This is a genomic window from Micromonospora aridisoli, assembly GCF_056150025.1.
Window position 1 is genome coordinate 215,516 of sequence record NZ_JAXCFK010000002.1, and the last position, 14,737, is coordinate 230,252.

Consider the following 14,737-nt stretch of genomic DNA (forward strand, 5'->3'; position numbering starts at 1 on the left):
CGTTCGTCCCGTACCCGTCCCCCGTAGGGGAACCATCTCGTCGATGTTATGAGGGATCCGACATGTTTAACTGCGCGCACGCGTCCAACTACCCTCACCTTGATCGGCATTCATCGATCAATCTGCCACGAGCAGGTGGACGGTCGATGCCGCTCGGAGGGAGGTAGGAAGATGGTTCTTCCACAAAGATCCGTGCTCGTCGGGCTGGCCACGCTGGCCATGGTGGCGGCGGCCACACCGGCCATGGCGGCCGAACCCGTCGGTACCGTCCGGAGCGCCGGTGGGGCGACCGCCGTCGAAGGCAGCTACATCGTCGTGTTCAAGGACAGCGAGGTCAGCCGTACGGCCGTCGGCTCGTCGGTGGACCGGCTGCTGCGCCGGCACGGCGGTACGACGGCCCGGACGTACAGCGCGGCCGTCCGGGGCGCCGAGTTGCGCGTCAGCGCCCGGGCCGCGGCGCGGATCGCGGCGGACCCCGCCGTCGCGTACGTCGAACAGAACCACGTCGTCTCCATCGCCGGCACCCAGACGAACCCCCCGTCCTGGGGCCTGGACCGGATCGACCAGCGGAACCTGCCGCTGAACAACTCCTACACGTATCCGAACACGGCCACGAACGTGACCTCGTACGTCATCGACACCGGCATCCGGACCACGCACTCGGACTTCGGCGGTCGCGCGACCTGGGGCACCAACACGGTCGACTCCAACAACACCGACTGCAACGGCCACGGCACGCACGTGGCGGGCACCGTCGGCGGCTCGGCGTACGGCGTGGCCAAGGCGACCCGCCTGGTGGCGGTCAAGGTGCTCAACTGCTCCGGCAGCGGCACCAACGCCGGCGTCATCGCCGGTATCGACTGGGTCACCGCCAACGCGGTCAAGCCGGCGGTGGCCAACATGAGCCTCGGCGGTGGGGCGAACACCGCGGTCGACAACGCGGTCATCAACTCCATCAACTCGGGCGTCACGTACGCGGTGGCCGCCGGTAACGGCAACGCTCTCGGCCAGCGGCAGAACGCCTGCAACTACTCGCCGGCCCGGGCCGCTCCGGCGATCACCGTAGGCGCCACCCAGAACAACGACGCCGCCGCGAGCTTCTCCAACTTCGGTACCTGTGTGGACATCCTCGCCCCCGGCGTGAGCATCACGTCCGCCTGGCACAGCAACGACAGCGCGACGAACACCATCAGCGGTACCTCGATGGCCTCGCCGCACGTCGCCGGGGTGGCGGCGCTGGTCCTCTCGGCCAATCCCTCGTGGAGCCCGCAGCAGGTCCGCGACTACCTGGTGAACAACTCCACCCCGAACGTGATCTCGAACGTCGGCACGGGGACCCCGAACCAGCTGCTCTACGTGGTCAACGGCACCACCCCGCCGCCGGTCAACGACTTCTCGGTCGCGGTCTCGCCGACCTCCGGCTCCACCGCACCCGGTGGCTCGGTGACGGCGACGGTGGCCACCGCCACCACCAACGGCTCGGCCCAGTCGGTCAGCCTGTCGGCCAGCGGCCTGCCGTCCGGGGCGACCGCCTCGTTCAGCCCGGCCACCGTCACCTCGGGCGGCTCGTCCACCCTGACCATCAGCACCTCGGCCGGCACCCCGGCCGGCACGTACCCGATCACCGTCACCGGCACGGCGGCTTCCGGCACCAGGAGCGCGACCTACACGCTCACGGTGACGGGCAGCGGTGGCGGCGGCTGCTCCGGAACCAACGGCACCGACGTGCCGATCCCGGACGCCGGCTCGGCGGTGACCAGCTCGATCACGATCTCCGGCTGCAACCGGAACGCCTCGTCGGCCTCGACCGTCGCGGTGAACATCGTGCACACCTACCGCGGTGACCTGGTCATCGACCTGCTCGCACCGGACGGCTCGTCCTACCGGCTGAAGAACAGCAACCTCTTCGACGGTACGGACAACATCAACACCACCTACACGGTGAACCTGTCCAGCGAGGCGGCGAACGGCACCTGGCGCCTTCAGGTGCGCGACGTCTACGGCGGTGACACCGGCTACATCAACACCTGGACGTTGGCCCTCTGACGTCACGACGAAGAGCGGGCCCCGGGCATCGCACCGGGGCCCGCTCCGCCGTGCCGGGTGTCAGACCGCGAACTCGGTAGGGCGCTCGGTGGCCGGCGCGGGCGGCCGGGCCTTCCACAGCCCGGTCTTCTGCGCGAACAGGCGTCCCAGGTACGCGGGGTTCAGGATCACGTAGCGCCGCCACAGGCGCTTCGGCTCCAGGCCGAGGCGCCAGAACCACTCCAGGCCGGCGCGCTGCATCCACGGCGGCGGCTGGCGCAGCAGACCGGCGTGGTAGTCGAAGGCCGCGCCGACCGCCATCAGCGGCATGTCCAGCAGCGGGCGCATCGCGTACGTGAAGATCTCCTGCCGGGGGCAGCCCAGCCCGACCAGGACCAGTCGGGCGCCGCTGGCCTTGATCCGGTCGGCGATCTCGACGTCCTCGCCCGGCTGTACGCCGCGGAACTTGGACGCCTCCACTCCGGCGATCTTGAGCGCCGGGAACATCCGCTCCAGCGCCGGGATCAGCCGGGCGAGGGTCTCCTCGGTCGAGCCGTACAGGTAGACCGGCAAGCCCTCGTCGGCGAAGCGGGAGAGCACGTGCAGGGTCAACGTCGGCCCGTAGACCCGGTCGGTGAGTCCGGCCCCGTGCAGCAGGTTCAACGCCCAGCGCACCGGCTGCCCGTCCGGGGTCACCACGTCGAAGGAGTTGAGTCGGGCGTTGTGCGCCCGGTCCAGCACTCCGGTCATCACGCCGTGCACGGCCAGCGCGGTCAACGCCAACGGTCGGCGGTCCTGCGCGGCGGCCACGACCTGCTCGGTGGCCCGGGCGTAGTCGGTCGCGTCGACCAGGACCCCGAGCACGTTCTTCTTGGTCATGCTCCCGGCACCCACTTGTCCACATTCGCCTCGTAGATCTCTCGCATGATCATGGGTACGTCGTAGATCTGCTTCCAGTCCGGGTAGTCGGCCTGGAACGCCTCGTTCGAGCCGATCCACCACTTGTGGTCGCCGATCCGGTTGGCCTCGACGTACTCGGTGATCATTTCCTGGCCGGTGATCTGCTCGGCCAGTGCGAACGCCTCGCGGTTGGAGGTGTTCGAGTGCCGGCCGCCGCCGAGGTTGTAGACGGCGGCCGACCGGGGACTGCGGAAGAACGCCTCGAACGCGGAGACCACGTCCGAGCTGTGGATGGCGTCCCGGACCTGCTTGCCCTGGTAACCGAAGATCTTGTAGGTGCGGCGCTCCATGTTCGCCCGCATCACGTAGCCGAGGAAGCCGTGCAGCTCGGTGGCCGAGTGCGCCGGCCCGGTCAGCGTCCCGCCGCGGAAGCAGGCCGTCTTCATGCCGAAGTAGCGGCCGTACTCCTGCACCATCACGTCCGCCGCGACCTTCGAGGCACCGAAGATCGAGTGCAGGCAGGCGTCGATCGACATGTCCTCGCGGATGCCCTGCTCGTACGGGTGGCCCGGCTCGATCTCCCAGCGGGTCTCCAGTTCCACCAGGGGCAGGCTGTTCGGCCGGTCACCGTAGACCTTGTTGGTGGAGCAGTGGATGACCGGGGCGTCGATGCAGTGCTCCCGGACGTTCTGCAGCACGTTCAGGGTGCCGGCGGCGTTCACGTCGAAGTCGGTGAACGGGTCGCGGACCGCCCAGTCGTGCGAGGGCTGTGCGGCGGTGTGGATCACCACAGCCACGTCCCGACCGTACCGACCGAACAGCGCGTCGAGTGCCGCCCGGTCCCGGATGTCGATGCTGTGGTGGGAGTACGCGTCACCCAGCTCGTCGGTGAGCCGGCGCACGTTCCACGCGGTGGACGCCTCCTCGCCGAAGAACTCCTGCCGCATGTCGTTGTCGATGCCGACGACGTCGAGACCGAGGCCGGCGAAGTGCCGGACCGCCTCGGAGCCGATCAGCCCGCCCGACCCGGTCACGAATGCGACACTCACATGCCACTCCTGGTGCGTCGGAGGCAGAAACCATCGGAGCATAGCGTGACGTCCGGCACGCCCCGATACGGAGCGAGGGCCCCGCATGCCGCGGAGCCCTCGTCTGTGGTGGGGAAGGGGGGAGTTGAACCCCCACGTCCTTTCGGACACACGGACCTGAACCGTGCGCGTCTGCCATTCCGCCACTTCCCCGTGGCCCGACCTCGGAAAACGTGGCCTGGACCGGACGCCGCCGGTCACCGGCGGGCCTCCGTCATACTACGTGACCTTGGTCTGCTGCCGCGAATGGCTTTCGCTGCTCGCAGCGGTTACCGTTCGTGGCGGACGAAAGAGTAGCACGACAATCCGGAGCCGTCCGAACGGGCCGTGGCCTGCCGGCAGAGCGGCGTGTGAGCTGCGTGCGCTCTGGACGGATACCATCATGTCCTCGGGACCCGAGGAGGAGCCGGTGAGCGTGCTGCAACGCTTCGAGAAGCGTCTGGAAGGCCTGGTCGAAGGGGCTTTCGCCAAGGTCTTCAAAGGGGTGGTCCACCCCGTGGAGATCCTCAACGCCATGCAGCGGGAGGCCGAGGCGCACAAGGCCATCCTGGCCGGTGGGCGCACGTTGGTGCCCAACCGCTACGTGATCGATCTCTCGCCGTACGACCACAGTCGGCTGGCGCCGTACGCTGCCGCGCTGGCCCAGGAACTGGCCCAGTCGCAGGCGGAGTTCATCGGCGAGCAGGCCTGGACGGTCTACGGAGACGTGATCGTCGAGATCGAGCGCGGTGAAGGACTGGACACCGGTATGTTCCGGGTCACCGCGGAGGTCTACACCGGTGGCGAGGTCGCCCCGGTCTCGGCGCCCGGCTACGACGCCGGCCCGCCCGGCTATCCGTCGTACGACCAGGGTGGTGGCTACGGCCCGCCGCCGGGTCACGGTGGTGGCCGCAACATCCGGCTGGTCTCCGGTGACGGCCGTACCTACCCGCTCCAGATGGGCTCGACCGTGATCGGTCGTGGCGACCAGGCCAACCTGCGCCTGCCGGACGTCGGAATCTCCCGGCGACACGCCCGGCTGGACTTCGACGGTGGGCAGGTCGTGCTGACCGACCTCGGCTCGACCAACGGCACCATGGTCAACGGCCAGCGGGTTTCCGCCGTGGCGTTGAACCCCGGTGACATGATCCAGCTCGGTACGACCACCCTGACCTTCCGCGTGGACGGCTGATCCGCCTTGCCGGAACTCGTCATCACCGTCGCCCGGTTCGGATTCCTCGTCCTGCTGTGGATCTTCGTGTTCACGGTGGTCGGCGTCATCCGCCGGGACCTCTTCGCGGGGGCCCGCTCGGGCCGACTGGTGGCCGCACCCCGGACGGTGGGTGCGTCGACCGGTCAGGCGACGGCGAAGCCGGCGAAGGTGAAGCGGGGGCGGGCGGCGCATCAGCTGGTCGTGACCGCGGGGCAGTTGGCCGGCACCCGGATCACGTTGGGTGAGGCGCAGATAACCATCGGTCGTGCCGAGGACTCCACCCTCGTCATCACCGACGACTACGCGTCGGCGCGACACGCCCGGCTCGTGCCGCGGGACGGGCAGTGGTTCGTCGAGGACCTCGGCTCGACTAACGGGACGTACCTGGATCGCGCTAAGGTCACCGGACCGACCCCCGTCCCCCTCGGCGTGCCGATCCGGATCGGCCGCACCTCTCTCGAATTACGGCCATGACTCTGACCCTGCGCTATGCGGCCCACAGCGACCGCGGTCTGATCCGAGACGGTAATCAGGACTCCGTCTACGCCGGGCCGCGGCTACTCGCCGTCGCCGACGGCATGGGCGGCATGGCCGCCGGTGACGTCGCCAGCAACATCGTCATCGGTGCCATGGCGCCGTTGGACGAGGACGTCCCAGGTGACGCCCTGGTCGACGCGCTCCGCTCCGCCGTCGGCACCGCCAACCAGCAGCTCCGCGAGACCGTGGAAGCCAACCCCCAGTTGGAGGGGATGGGCACCACGCTGACCGCGACCCTCTTCTCCGGCAGCAAGCTGGGCATGGTCCACATCGGCGACTCGCGGGCCTATCTCCTGCGCGACGGTGAGTTCGCGCAGATCACCAAGGACGACACCTACGTCCAGATGCTCGTCGACGAGGGCCGGATCAGCCCGGAGGAGGCGAGCAGCCACCCACAGCGTTCGCTGCTCACCCGGGCCCTCGACGGCCGCGACATCGACCCGGAGTACTCGGTCCGGCAGGTGCTGCCCGGCGACAGGTATCTGATCTGCTCCGACGGGCTCTCCGGAGTGGTCAGCGCCGAGACCATCGCCGAGACGATGCGGGAGTACGCCGACCCGCAGCAGTGTGTCGAACGGCTCGTCCAGCTCGCCCTGCGCGGCGGCGGTCCGGACAACATCACCGTGATCATCGCCGACGCCACCGACCGGGACATCGTCGAGGCGGCGCCGATCGTCGGTGGTGCGGCGGCCCGCGACCGGGGCATGGCGACCTCGGCGGACGTCTCCACCCCGGCGGCGCGTGCCTCGGCGCTCTCCGCCCCCCGGCCCGCGGCCCCCGACGACTCCGCCGCGAACGCCGACGACGAGCCCGAGGCACGCCGACGCCCGCTGCGCGCGCTCGCGATGACGACCGCTCTGATGGTGATCATTGGCGGTGGTGCCTTCGCCGGCTGGAGCTACACCCAGCGCCAGTACTACGTGGGCGCGACCGAGGACGGCCAGGTGGCGGTGTTCCGCGGCATCCAGGGCCAGATCGCCGGCATGGACCTCTCCAGCGTGCACTCCAAGAGCGAAGCCCAACTGGACGACCTCACCCTGGCCGCGCAGGAGCAGGTCAAGCAGGGCATCCCGGCCAAGAGCGAGCCGGACGCGGAACGGCGGCTGGCGGAGCTGACGTTCGACAGCCCGACCAACGTGAATCTGAAGCCGCTCTGCCCGCCGACGCCGAGCCCCACCCCCTCGCTGGATCTGTCGTCGCCGACCCCGAGCGCGCCGGCGGGCTCGCCGAGTGTGCCGGCCGGCTCGCCGAGCCAGGTGAGCGGCTCGCCGTCACCGCAGGGCGGGTCGGCGGCCGCGCCGAGCGGCACGCCCGGCGACGCCTCTGCCGCCCCGGACAGCACACCCGACGCGCCGCCCGTCGACACCTTCACGCCCACGGTCGATCCGGCGGCCTGCCGGTCGCCCCAGTAGGCACCGGCTCCGACCCGAGGATCATCGTGACCGCAGCGGCCACTCCGGCACCCTCGCCCGCGACCGCGGGCGAGCGGCCCGGCGTACGCCTCGCCCGCGCCCGGCGCAACGCCGAGCTGTCGCTGCTGCTGTTGGCGATGGCGCTGGTGGCCGCGTACGGGGCGATGGTCGAGGCGAACGTGCTCGACACGGTCACCCCGAGCTTCTGGGTGCCGGCCGCCGCGCTCACCGCGGTCTTCCTCGGCATGCATCTGGTGATCCGGTTCCTCGCGCCCTTCGCCGATCCGGCTCTGCTGCCGGCGGTGGCCCTGCTCAACGGGCTCGGGGTCGGCTTCCTCCGCCGGCTCGACCTGGCCAAGGCACCCCCCGAGGAGCGCGTCGACCTCGCCATCTTCGCCGGCACCGGCGGGCGGCAGCTGGCCTGGACGTTGGCGTCGGTGATCCTCGCCGCCGGGCTGCTGGCCCTGATGCGCGACCACCGGTCGATCTCCCGGTACGCGTACACGCTGGGTCTGGCGGGCATCGTGCTGGTCATGCTGCCGGCGGTGCTGCCGGCCAGCATCTCCGAGATCAACGGTGCCAAGCTCTGGGTACGCATCGGCAGTTTCTCGATCCAGCCGGGCGAGTTCGCCAAGCTCGCCCTGCTGGTCTTCTTCGCCTACTACCTGGTGCGCAAGCGCGAGGTGCTGTCGCTGGCGAGTCACCGCATCCTGGGCATCGACTTCCCGCGCGGGCGCGACCTCGGCCCTGTGCTCGTCGTCTGGGTGATCAGCCTGCTGGTGCTGATCTTCGAGAAGGACCTGGGCACCTCGCTGCTCTACTTCGGCATGTTCGTGGCGACGGTCTACATCGCCACCGAGCGGGTCAGCTGGCTGCTCATCGGTCTGGTCCTCTTCTTCGGTGGCGCCTATCTCGCGTACGTGCTCGGCGAGTCGATCGGCGGACCGTTCGCGAACTTCTACCTGCGGGCGCAGATCTGGCTCGACCCGTTCGCCAAGCCCTACGACGACGGCTACCAGCTGGTGCAGGGACTGCTCGCGCTCGGCTCCGGCGGGTTGTTCGGCGCCGGGCCCGGCGGCGGTCAGCCGCTGCTGCTGCCCGAGGTGCAGAACGACTTCATCTTCGCCGGCATCGGTGAGGAGATCGGGCTCTTCGGCCTCTCCGCGCTGCTGGTCATCTACCTGCTCATCGTCGAGCGGGGCCTGCGGGCCGCCCTGGCGGTCCGGGACTCGTTCGGCAAGCTGCTCGCCGGTGGGCTGGCCTTCACCCTCGCGCTCCAGGTGTTCGTGATCGTCGGCGGGATCAGCAAGCTCATTCCGCTCACCGGCCAGACCACGCCGTTCCTCTCCGCGGGTGGTTCCTCGCTGATGGCGAACTGGCTGCTCATCGCGGTGCTGCTGCGCGTCTCCGACGCCGGGCGTCGGCCGGTCGGTGGCGCCGGTGGCAAGGTGACCCGACCCTCCGGCGGCCCGCCCGAGCAGTTGCACGGTGCCCCCACGGAGGTGATCAAGCCGTGAACGCACCCCTGCGCCGGGTCGGCGTCGTTGTCATCGTCCTGTTCGGCCTGCTCTTCGCGAACCTCAACTGGATCCAGGCCTACAAGGCCGACGAATACCGCACCAGCGACTACAACGGCCGGGTCCAGGTCGCCAAGTACGACCGCAAGCGCGGCAACATCGAGGCCAGCGGCACCGCCCTGGCGGTCAGCAAGGAGACCGACGGCGAGCTGAAGTACCTGCGTACCTACCCGGGTGGCGCGAAGTACGCCCACGTGCTCGGGTACGAGCCGGTCAACGGCTCCGCGACCGGCCTGGAACGGGCCGAGAACGACTTCCTCGCCGGCACCAGCGACCAGCTCATCGTCAACCGGTTGCGGGACATGGTCACCGGTGACACCACCGCCGGTGGCAACGTGCTGCTGACCCTCTCCAAGCGGGCCCAGGACACCGCCTACGACGAGCTGCGCAACAACAACCGTGGGGCGACCAAGGGCGCGGCGATCGCCATCGACCCGGCCACCGGGGCGGTGCAGGCGCTGGTCTCCATGCCCAGCTTCGACCCGAACCCGCTGGCCAGCCACAACACCAACGAGGCGACCACCGCGTACAACAGGCTCGACAGGGACCCGGCACGGCCGCTGCGGAACCGGGCGCTCGGCGAGGTGCTGCCCCCGGGCTCCACCTTCAAGATCGTGGTGGCCGCCGCCGCGCTGGAGAACGGGATCGGCAAGGAGACCAACATCCCCGCCGGGCCGAGCTACACCCCGCCCACCTCAGGGGAAGCGATCACCAACGCCGTGCCGTCGATCTGCCCGCAGTCCCAGGTCACCCTGATGAAGGCGGTCACCGACTCGTGCAACACCGGCTTCGCCAAGCTCGGCGTTCAGCTCGGCCCCGACGTGCTCAAGCAGAAGGCCCAGCAGTTCGGGTTCGAGCAGGAGGACCTGACCGTCGGCCGGCTCGGCGAGGGCGGCCTGGGCGTGGCGGCCAGCCGCACCGGCAGCATCGAGAACCCGGACGGCGGTCCGGACCCGGCGGCGCTGGCCCAGTCCTCCATCGGCCAGCGTGATGTGCGGATGACCCCGTTGCAGGGCGCGATGATCGCCGCGGCGGTGGCCAACGGCGGTAGCCAGATGCGGCCGTACCTGGTGCGCCAGCTGCTGGCACCGGACCGCACCACCGTCTACGACACCGCCAACCCGCGCGAGCTGCGCCGGCCGGTGAGTGGTCAGGTCGCCGCCGACCTGCGGGACATGATGGTCAGCGTGGTGGAGAACGGCACCGGCCGCAACGCCCGGATCAACGGCTACACGGTCGGCGGCAAGACCGGCACCGCCCAGTCCGCGCCGGAGCGGCCCGACCACGGCTGGTTCATCGGTTTCGCCCTCGACTCCGACGGCAAGCCGGTCTCCGCCGTCTGCGTCGTCCTGGAGGAGGCGGGCAGCGGCGGCAGCGCCGAGGCCGCCCGGATCGCGGGGCAGATCATGCGGGCCGCCATCGCCGAACCCGGGGGGCGCTGACATGCTCAGTCCCGGGGTGCAACTCGGCAACCGCTACCGGCTCGACGAGCGGATCGCCAGCGGCGGCATGGGCGACGTCTGGCGCGGCACGGACCAGGTGCTCGGTCGTACGGTCGCGGTCAAGAGCCTGCTCCCGGCGTTGCTGGACGAGCCGGGCTTCGCCGAGCGCTTCCGGGGCGAGGCCCGCACCATGGCGACGATCAACCACCCGGGTGTGGTCGACGTCTACGACTTCGGCAACGACCAGCAGATCGCCTTTCTGGTGATGGAGTACGTCGAGGGCGACCCGCTGTCGGCGACACTCAGCCGGGTCGGCCGGCTCACCCCGGCGCGGACCATGGCGCTGGTCGCCCAGGCCGCGGACGCGCTGCACGCCGCCCACGTGAAGGGCATCGTGCACCGGGACGTGAAGCCGGGCAACCTGCTGGTCCGGCCCAACGGCACGCTGGTGCTGACCGACTTCGGCATCGCCCGCTCGGACCTGGTCGGGCAGCTCACCGCAGCCGGCTCGGTGCTCGGCACCGCCTCCTACATCTCGCCGGAGCAGGCCACCGGCCAGGTCGCCACCCCCGCCTCCGACGTCTACGCGCTCGGCGTGGTCGCGTACCAGTGTCTCGCCGGACGACGGCCGTTCGAGGGCGACAATCCTCTCGACATCGCCATGCGGCACGTGCGGGAGACGCCCCGCCCGCTGCCGGCCGACATCCCGCCCCAGGTCCGCGCGCTGGTCGAGCGGGCCCTGGCCAAGGACCCGAAGGACCGCTGGCCGAGCGCCGCCGCGCTGGCCGGTGTGGCGCGCCAGCTGAAGACCGCGCTGTCCCGGCAGGCTCGGGCCGGCGGTCAGGCCGCGCCGATCTCCGCCGCGCCGGCCTCACCGGCACCGGGTCGTGCGCAGGTTCCGCCGCCGCAGCCGCCACGTCCGGCGGTGGCGCCGCACTCCCCGGCCCCCTCGCACCCCCAGGCTGTGGGGCACCGACCGCCACCGGCCCATCCGTCGGCCCGCCCGCCGGCGGCTCCGCACCGCCCCACCACTGTCGCGCCGGCCGTCGCCGGCTATCCACGCGGTGCGGCCACGGTCCCACCCGGGTACGCTCCGCCGCCCGGACCGTCACGCCCAGTGCCACGACGGTCACGATCCGGGATGGTGTTCCTGGCTATCGTGCTGGGCGCACTGGTCCTCCTCTGCTCCGGCGTGATTTCCTACCAACTGCGGAGCAACCTCGGCGCGGGCACGCCGGGTGGGGCGTCCGTGCGAGCGGTTACGTCCGACGCGCTGCGGCCCGACGGACGAGACGATCCGGCCGGTACGGCGTACCGTCGACTGGATCAGCCCCGACCGGGCGGCGACGAGACGACGACGAGCGAAGGACGACAGACGCGATGACAGCGCAGGCCCGCCTGCTCGGTGGCAGGTACCAGGTCGGCGAGCTGCTCGGGTACGGCGGCATGGCCGAGGTGCATCGCGGTCGTGACCTGCGGCTCGGTCGGGACGTCGCGATCAAGATGCTCCGGGCGGACCTGGCCCGGGACGCCACCTTCCAGATGCGTTTCCGGCGGGAGGCGCAGAACGCCGCCTCCCTGAACCACCCCGCCATCGTCGCCGTCTACGACACCGGTGAGGAGCAGGCGCCGACCGGCGAGACGCTTCCGTTCATCGTGATGGAGTTCGTGAACGGGCGCACGTTGAAGGAGGTGCTCGGCGCCGAGGGTCGGCTGCAACCCCGGCGGGCGCTGGAGATCAGCGCCGACATCTGCGCCGCGCTGGACTTCAGCCACCGGCACGGCATCATCCACCGCGACATCAAGCCGGGCAACGTGATGCTCACCCAGACCGGCCAGGTCAAGGTGATGGACTTCGGCATCGCCCGGGCGTTGGCCAGCGGCGCCACCACGATGACGCAGACCAGCGCGGTCATCGGCACCGCCCAGTATCTGTCGCCGGAACAGGCCCGCGGCGAGGCGGTCGACGCCCGCTCCGACGTGTACGCCGCCGGTTGTGTGCTCTTCGAGCTGGTCTGCGGGCATCCGCCGTTCGTCGGCGACAGTCCGGTCAGCGTCGCCTACCAGCACGTGCGGGAGGCTCCGCCGACCCCGAGCGACCTGAACCCGGACGTCAACCCGGCGGTCGACGCGATCGTGCTGAAGGCGCTGTCGAAGAATCCGCTGAACCGCTACCAGAGCGCCGGCGAGATGCGGGCGGACCTGCTCCGCGCGGCGGCCGGCCGGCCGGTGATGGCGACTCCGGTGATGCGCGAGGACGAGACCGTGGCGATGGCCGCGGCCGGCGGCTCGGGCTACCCGTCGGCGGGTGCCACGCAGACCCGGCAGATTCCCGCCCGGGTGGGCGACCCGCGCCAGCGCAAGGCATCGTCCTGGCTGATCGCCACGTTCGCCGCGCTCGGCGTGCTCGCGGTGATCGCCCTCGTCGCCGCGCTGCTGCTGAACCAGCGTGACGATCCGCAGGACGCTCCGGTGCCGACGGTCACCGGGCTGAGCCAGGCCGACGCCTTCGCCCAGATCGAGCGGGACGGCTTCGTACCGGCGCGCGGCGAGCCGGAGTTCACCTCGGACTGCCGGGAGGGGACCGTCACCAGCCAGTCCCCGTCTCCGGGTGAGCGGGCGGCCCCGAACAGCACGGTGACCGTGCGGATCTGCGGCGGCAAGCCCGAGGTGACCATCCCGCCCGGCCTCGTCGGCAGCACTAGGGAAAGCGCCGAGACGCAGCTCAAGAACCTCAAACTCGTGGTCGAGGTCGACGAGGTCGACAACGCGGCGCCCAAGAATCAGGTGCTGAAGGTCTCCCCGCCGTCGGGAGAGAAGGTCGCGGAGGACACCGAGGTCACCCTCACCGTCTCCAAGGGCAACGTCGTTCCGGTCCCGTCCGTGGTCGGCCTCAGCGAGGCGGAGGCGAAGCGGACCCTGGAGCGAGCGGGTTTCCGGCACAACGTCGAACTCGGCCCGGAGGTCCCCGCCGACCAGGCCGGGCGGGTGGTCGACCAGAGCCCGAACGCCAACACCGAGCGCACGAAGAACAGTGTGGTGACGATCGTCGTGTCGGTGCAGGAGCCGGAGGACACGGATCCGCCGACCCAGGCGCCACCGACCAGCGCGCCGCCGACCACTCCGCCGCCGGATGACGACGACGATGGCGGCGGTGGCAGCGGCGGTGGGATCCTGCCCTCCCTCTCCCCGTTCCGCCTCGGCGAGGAGTGACGGGACCGAAGCCGCCGGCCGCCCGGGTGAAACGACGGCTGCTCCGGTTGGCCGTGCCCGGCCTGGCTGTCCTGCTGCTCGCCAGCCTGCCGTGGATCTGGACGACCGTCGGTGCCCACGGTCACCTCCATCCGGCGGCCGAGGCGCCGACCGCCGACGTCGTGATCGTCCTGGGTACGGCCGTGACGGAGGACGGCCGGCAACCGGGCGTCCGGCTGGCCGGCCGCCTGGAGACCGCCGCCGAGCTGGTGCGCAGCGGGCGGGCCCGGGCGGTGCTGGTCTCGGGCGACGGTGCCGGCGAGTCCGGTGACGAGCCGGCGATCATGGCCGCCCACCTCACCGAGCGGCTCGGCGTCGATCCGGGGCGCGTCGTCGCCGACCCGCACGGGCTGGACACCTACGACAGCTGCCGGCGGGCCCGCGACGTCTACGGGATCGAGCGGGCCCTGATCGTCACCCAGTCGTACCACCTGTCGCGGGCGGTGACGCTCTGCCGGCACCTCGGCATCGACGCCGACGGGGTGACCGCCAACTGTTCGGGCTGCGGCACCGGCCTACTGGTGCGGAAGGCGGCTCGGGACTACCTGGCCAGCGGCAAGGCCGCCTGGGACGCCATCCGCGACCGGCCACCCGCCGTCAGCTCACCCGCCGACCCCGGCATCTCCGACGCGCTGGCGCGCTGACCGCTCCCGAAGCTGGCTCAGGTGGTGGCGAAGGCGGCGCGGCGGCGGGCGTCGACCTCGGCGGCCAGCGCCGGGGCGCGTTCCAGCGCTTCCGGATGGCCGCAGGCGGCGAGCCAGTTGGCCAGCATCAGGTGACCGCCCTCGGTCAACACCGACTCGGGATGGAACTGGACGCCCTCGATCGGCAGCGTGCGGTGGCGCATCGCCATCACGATCCCGGAGGCGGTCCAGCCGGTCACCTCCAGCTCGGCCGGCAGGGTCTCCCGCAGCACCGCGAGCGAGTGGTAGCGGGTCGCCGTGAACGGGTCGGGCAGGCCGGCGAGGACACCGGTGTCGTCGTGCCGGACCTCCGAGGTCTTGCCGTGCAGCAGCTCCGGGGCGCGGGCGACGGTCGCCCCGAACGCCTCGCCGATGGCCTGGTGACCCAGGCAGACCCCGAAGATCGGCAGCTCGCCGGCGTACTCGCGGATGACGTCGAGGCAGATGCCGGCGCGGTCGGGCGTGCCCGGGCCGGGCGAGAGCAGCACGCCGTCCGCGCCGACCCGGCCCACCTCGGCCAGCTCGATCTCGTCGTTGCGTCGTACCTCGCACTCCACGCCGAGCTGGCCGAGGTACTGCACCAGGTTGAAGACGAACGAGTCGTAATTGTCGATCACCAGGACGCGCAT

The 14,737-nt window shown here is 70.9% G+C and carries 12 protein-coding genes and 1 tRNA gene; 9 read left to right on the forward strand and 4 right to left on the reverse strand.

Annotated features, from left to right (window positions below; all coding sequences use genetic code 11):
• Positions 1–171 precede the first annotated feature (171 nt).
• The gene (locus SM447_RS04450) at positions 172–2,046 is read left to right on the forward strand and encodes a S8 family peptidase (RefSeq protein ID WP_474571430.1); all 1,875 of its coding nucleotides are present in this window, start codon (positions 172–174) and stop codon (positions 2,044–2,046) included.
• 60 nt (positions 2,047–2,106) lie between these two features.
• On the opposite strand, the gene SM447_RS04455 is transcribed toward SM447_RS04450, so the two are convergent.
• The 3 genes from SM447_RS04455 to SM447_RS04465 all read right to left on the reverse strand — a co-directional run bounded on the left by SM447_RS04455 (position 2,107) and on the right by SM447_RS04465 (position 4,166).
• Positions 2,107–2,904, reverse strand: coding sequence for a WecB/TagA/CpsF family glycosyltransferase (locus SM447_RS04455; protein ID WP_474571431.1), 798 nt, complete (start codon positions 2,902–2,904; stop codon positions 2,107–2,109).
• A complete protein-coding gene (locus SM447_RS04460) occupies positions 2,901–4,016 on the reverse strand; it encodes an NAD-dependent epimerase/dehydratase family protein (RefSeq protein ID WP_474571432.1) in 1,116 nt (371 codons plus the stop codon). Before SM447_RS04460 ends, SM447_RS04455 begins: the two co-directional genes overlap by 4 nt.
• 64 nt (positions 4,017–4,080) lie before the next feature.
• Positions 4,081–4,166: transfer RNA gene (locus tag SM447_RS04465), tRNA-Leu, on the reverse strand.
• A 229-nt stretch (positions 4,167–4,395) separates the two neighbouring features.
• Here SM447_RS04465 and SM447_RS04470 point away from each other — a divergent pair.
• The 8 genes from SM447_RS04470 to SM447_RS04505 are packed head-to-tail and all read left to right on the forward strand — an operon-like array spanning position 4,396 to position 14,069.
• Positions 4,396–5,184 (forward strand): FhaA domain-containing protein, encoded by a 789-nt coding sequence (locus tag SM447_RS04470; protein ID WP_474571433.1) that lies wholly within the window; start codon positions 4,396–4,398, stop codon positions 5,182–5,184.
• A gap of 6 nt (positions 5,185–5,190) precedes the next feature.
• Positions 5,191–5,679, forward strand: a complete 489-nt coding sequence (locus SM447_RS04475; RefSeq protein WP_013730762.1) for an FHA domain-containing protein FhaB/FipA — start codon at positions 5,191–5,193, stop codon at positions 5,677–5,679.
• Positions 5,676–7,154, forward strand: coding sequence for a PP2C family protein-serine/threonine phosphatase (locus SM447_RS04480; RefSeq protein WP_474571434.1), 1,479 nt, complete (start codon positions 5,676–5,678; stop codon positions 7,152–7,154). Before SM447_RS04475 ends, SM447_RS04480 begins: the two co-directional genes overlap by 4 nt.
• 26 nt (positions 7,155–7,180) lie before the next feature.
• Positions 7,181–8,671, forward strand: a complete 1,491-nt coding sequence (locus SM447_RS04485) for an FtsW/RodA/SpoVE family cell cycle protein (protein ID WP_474571435.1) — start codon at positions 7,181–7,183, stop codon at positions 8,669–8,671.
• Positions 8,668–10,173, forward strand: coding sequence for a peptidoglycan D,D-transpeptidase FtsI family protein (locus SM447_RS04490; protein WP_474571436.1), 1,506 nt, complete (start codon positions 8,668–8,670; stop codon positions 10,171–10,173). Before SM447_RS04485 ends, SM447_RS04490 begins: the two co-directional genes overlap by 4 nt.
• 1 nt (position 10,174) lies before the next feature.
• Positions 10,175–11,557: a serine/threonine-protein kinase gene (locus SM447_RS04495; protein WP_474571437.1), complete on the forward strand. Its 1,383-nt coding sequence runs from the start codon at positions 10,175–10,177 to the stop codon at positions 11,555–11,557.
• Complete coding sequence (pknB, locus tag SM447_RS04500; RefSeq protein WP_474571438.1) at positions 11,554–13,386, forward strand: Stk1 family PASTA domain-containing Ser/Thr kinase; 1,833 nt, start codon at positions 11,554–11,556, stop codon at positions 13,384–13,386. Before SM447_RS04495 ends, pknB begins: the two co-directional genes overlap by 4 nt.
• The gene (locus SM447_RS04505; protein ID WP_474571439.1) at positions 13,383–14,069 is read left to right on the forward strand and encodes a SanA/YdcF family protein; all 687 of its coding nucleotides are present in this window, start codon (positions 13,383–13,385) and stop codon (positions 14,067–14,069) included. The genes pknB and SM447_RS04505 overlap by 4 nt, the downstream gene beginning before the upstream one ends.
• Before the next feature lie 17 nt (positions 14,070–14,086).
• Here SM447_RS04505 and SM447_RS04510 read toward each other — a convergent pair whose 3' ends face one another.
• Positions 14,087–14,737 (reverse strand): aminodeoxychorismate/anthranilate synthase component II, encoded by a 651-nt coding sequence (locus SM447_RS04510; RefSeq protein ID WP_474571440.1) that lies wholly within the window; start codon positions 14,735–14,737, stop codon positions 14,087–14,089.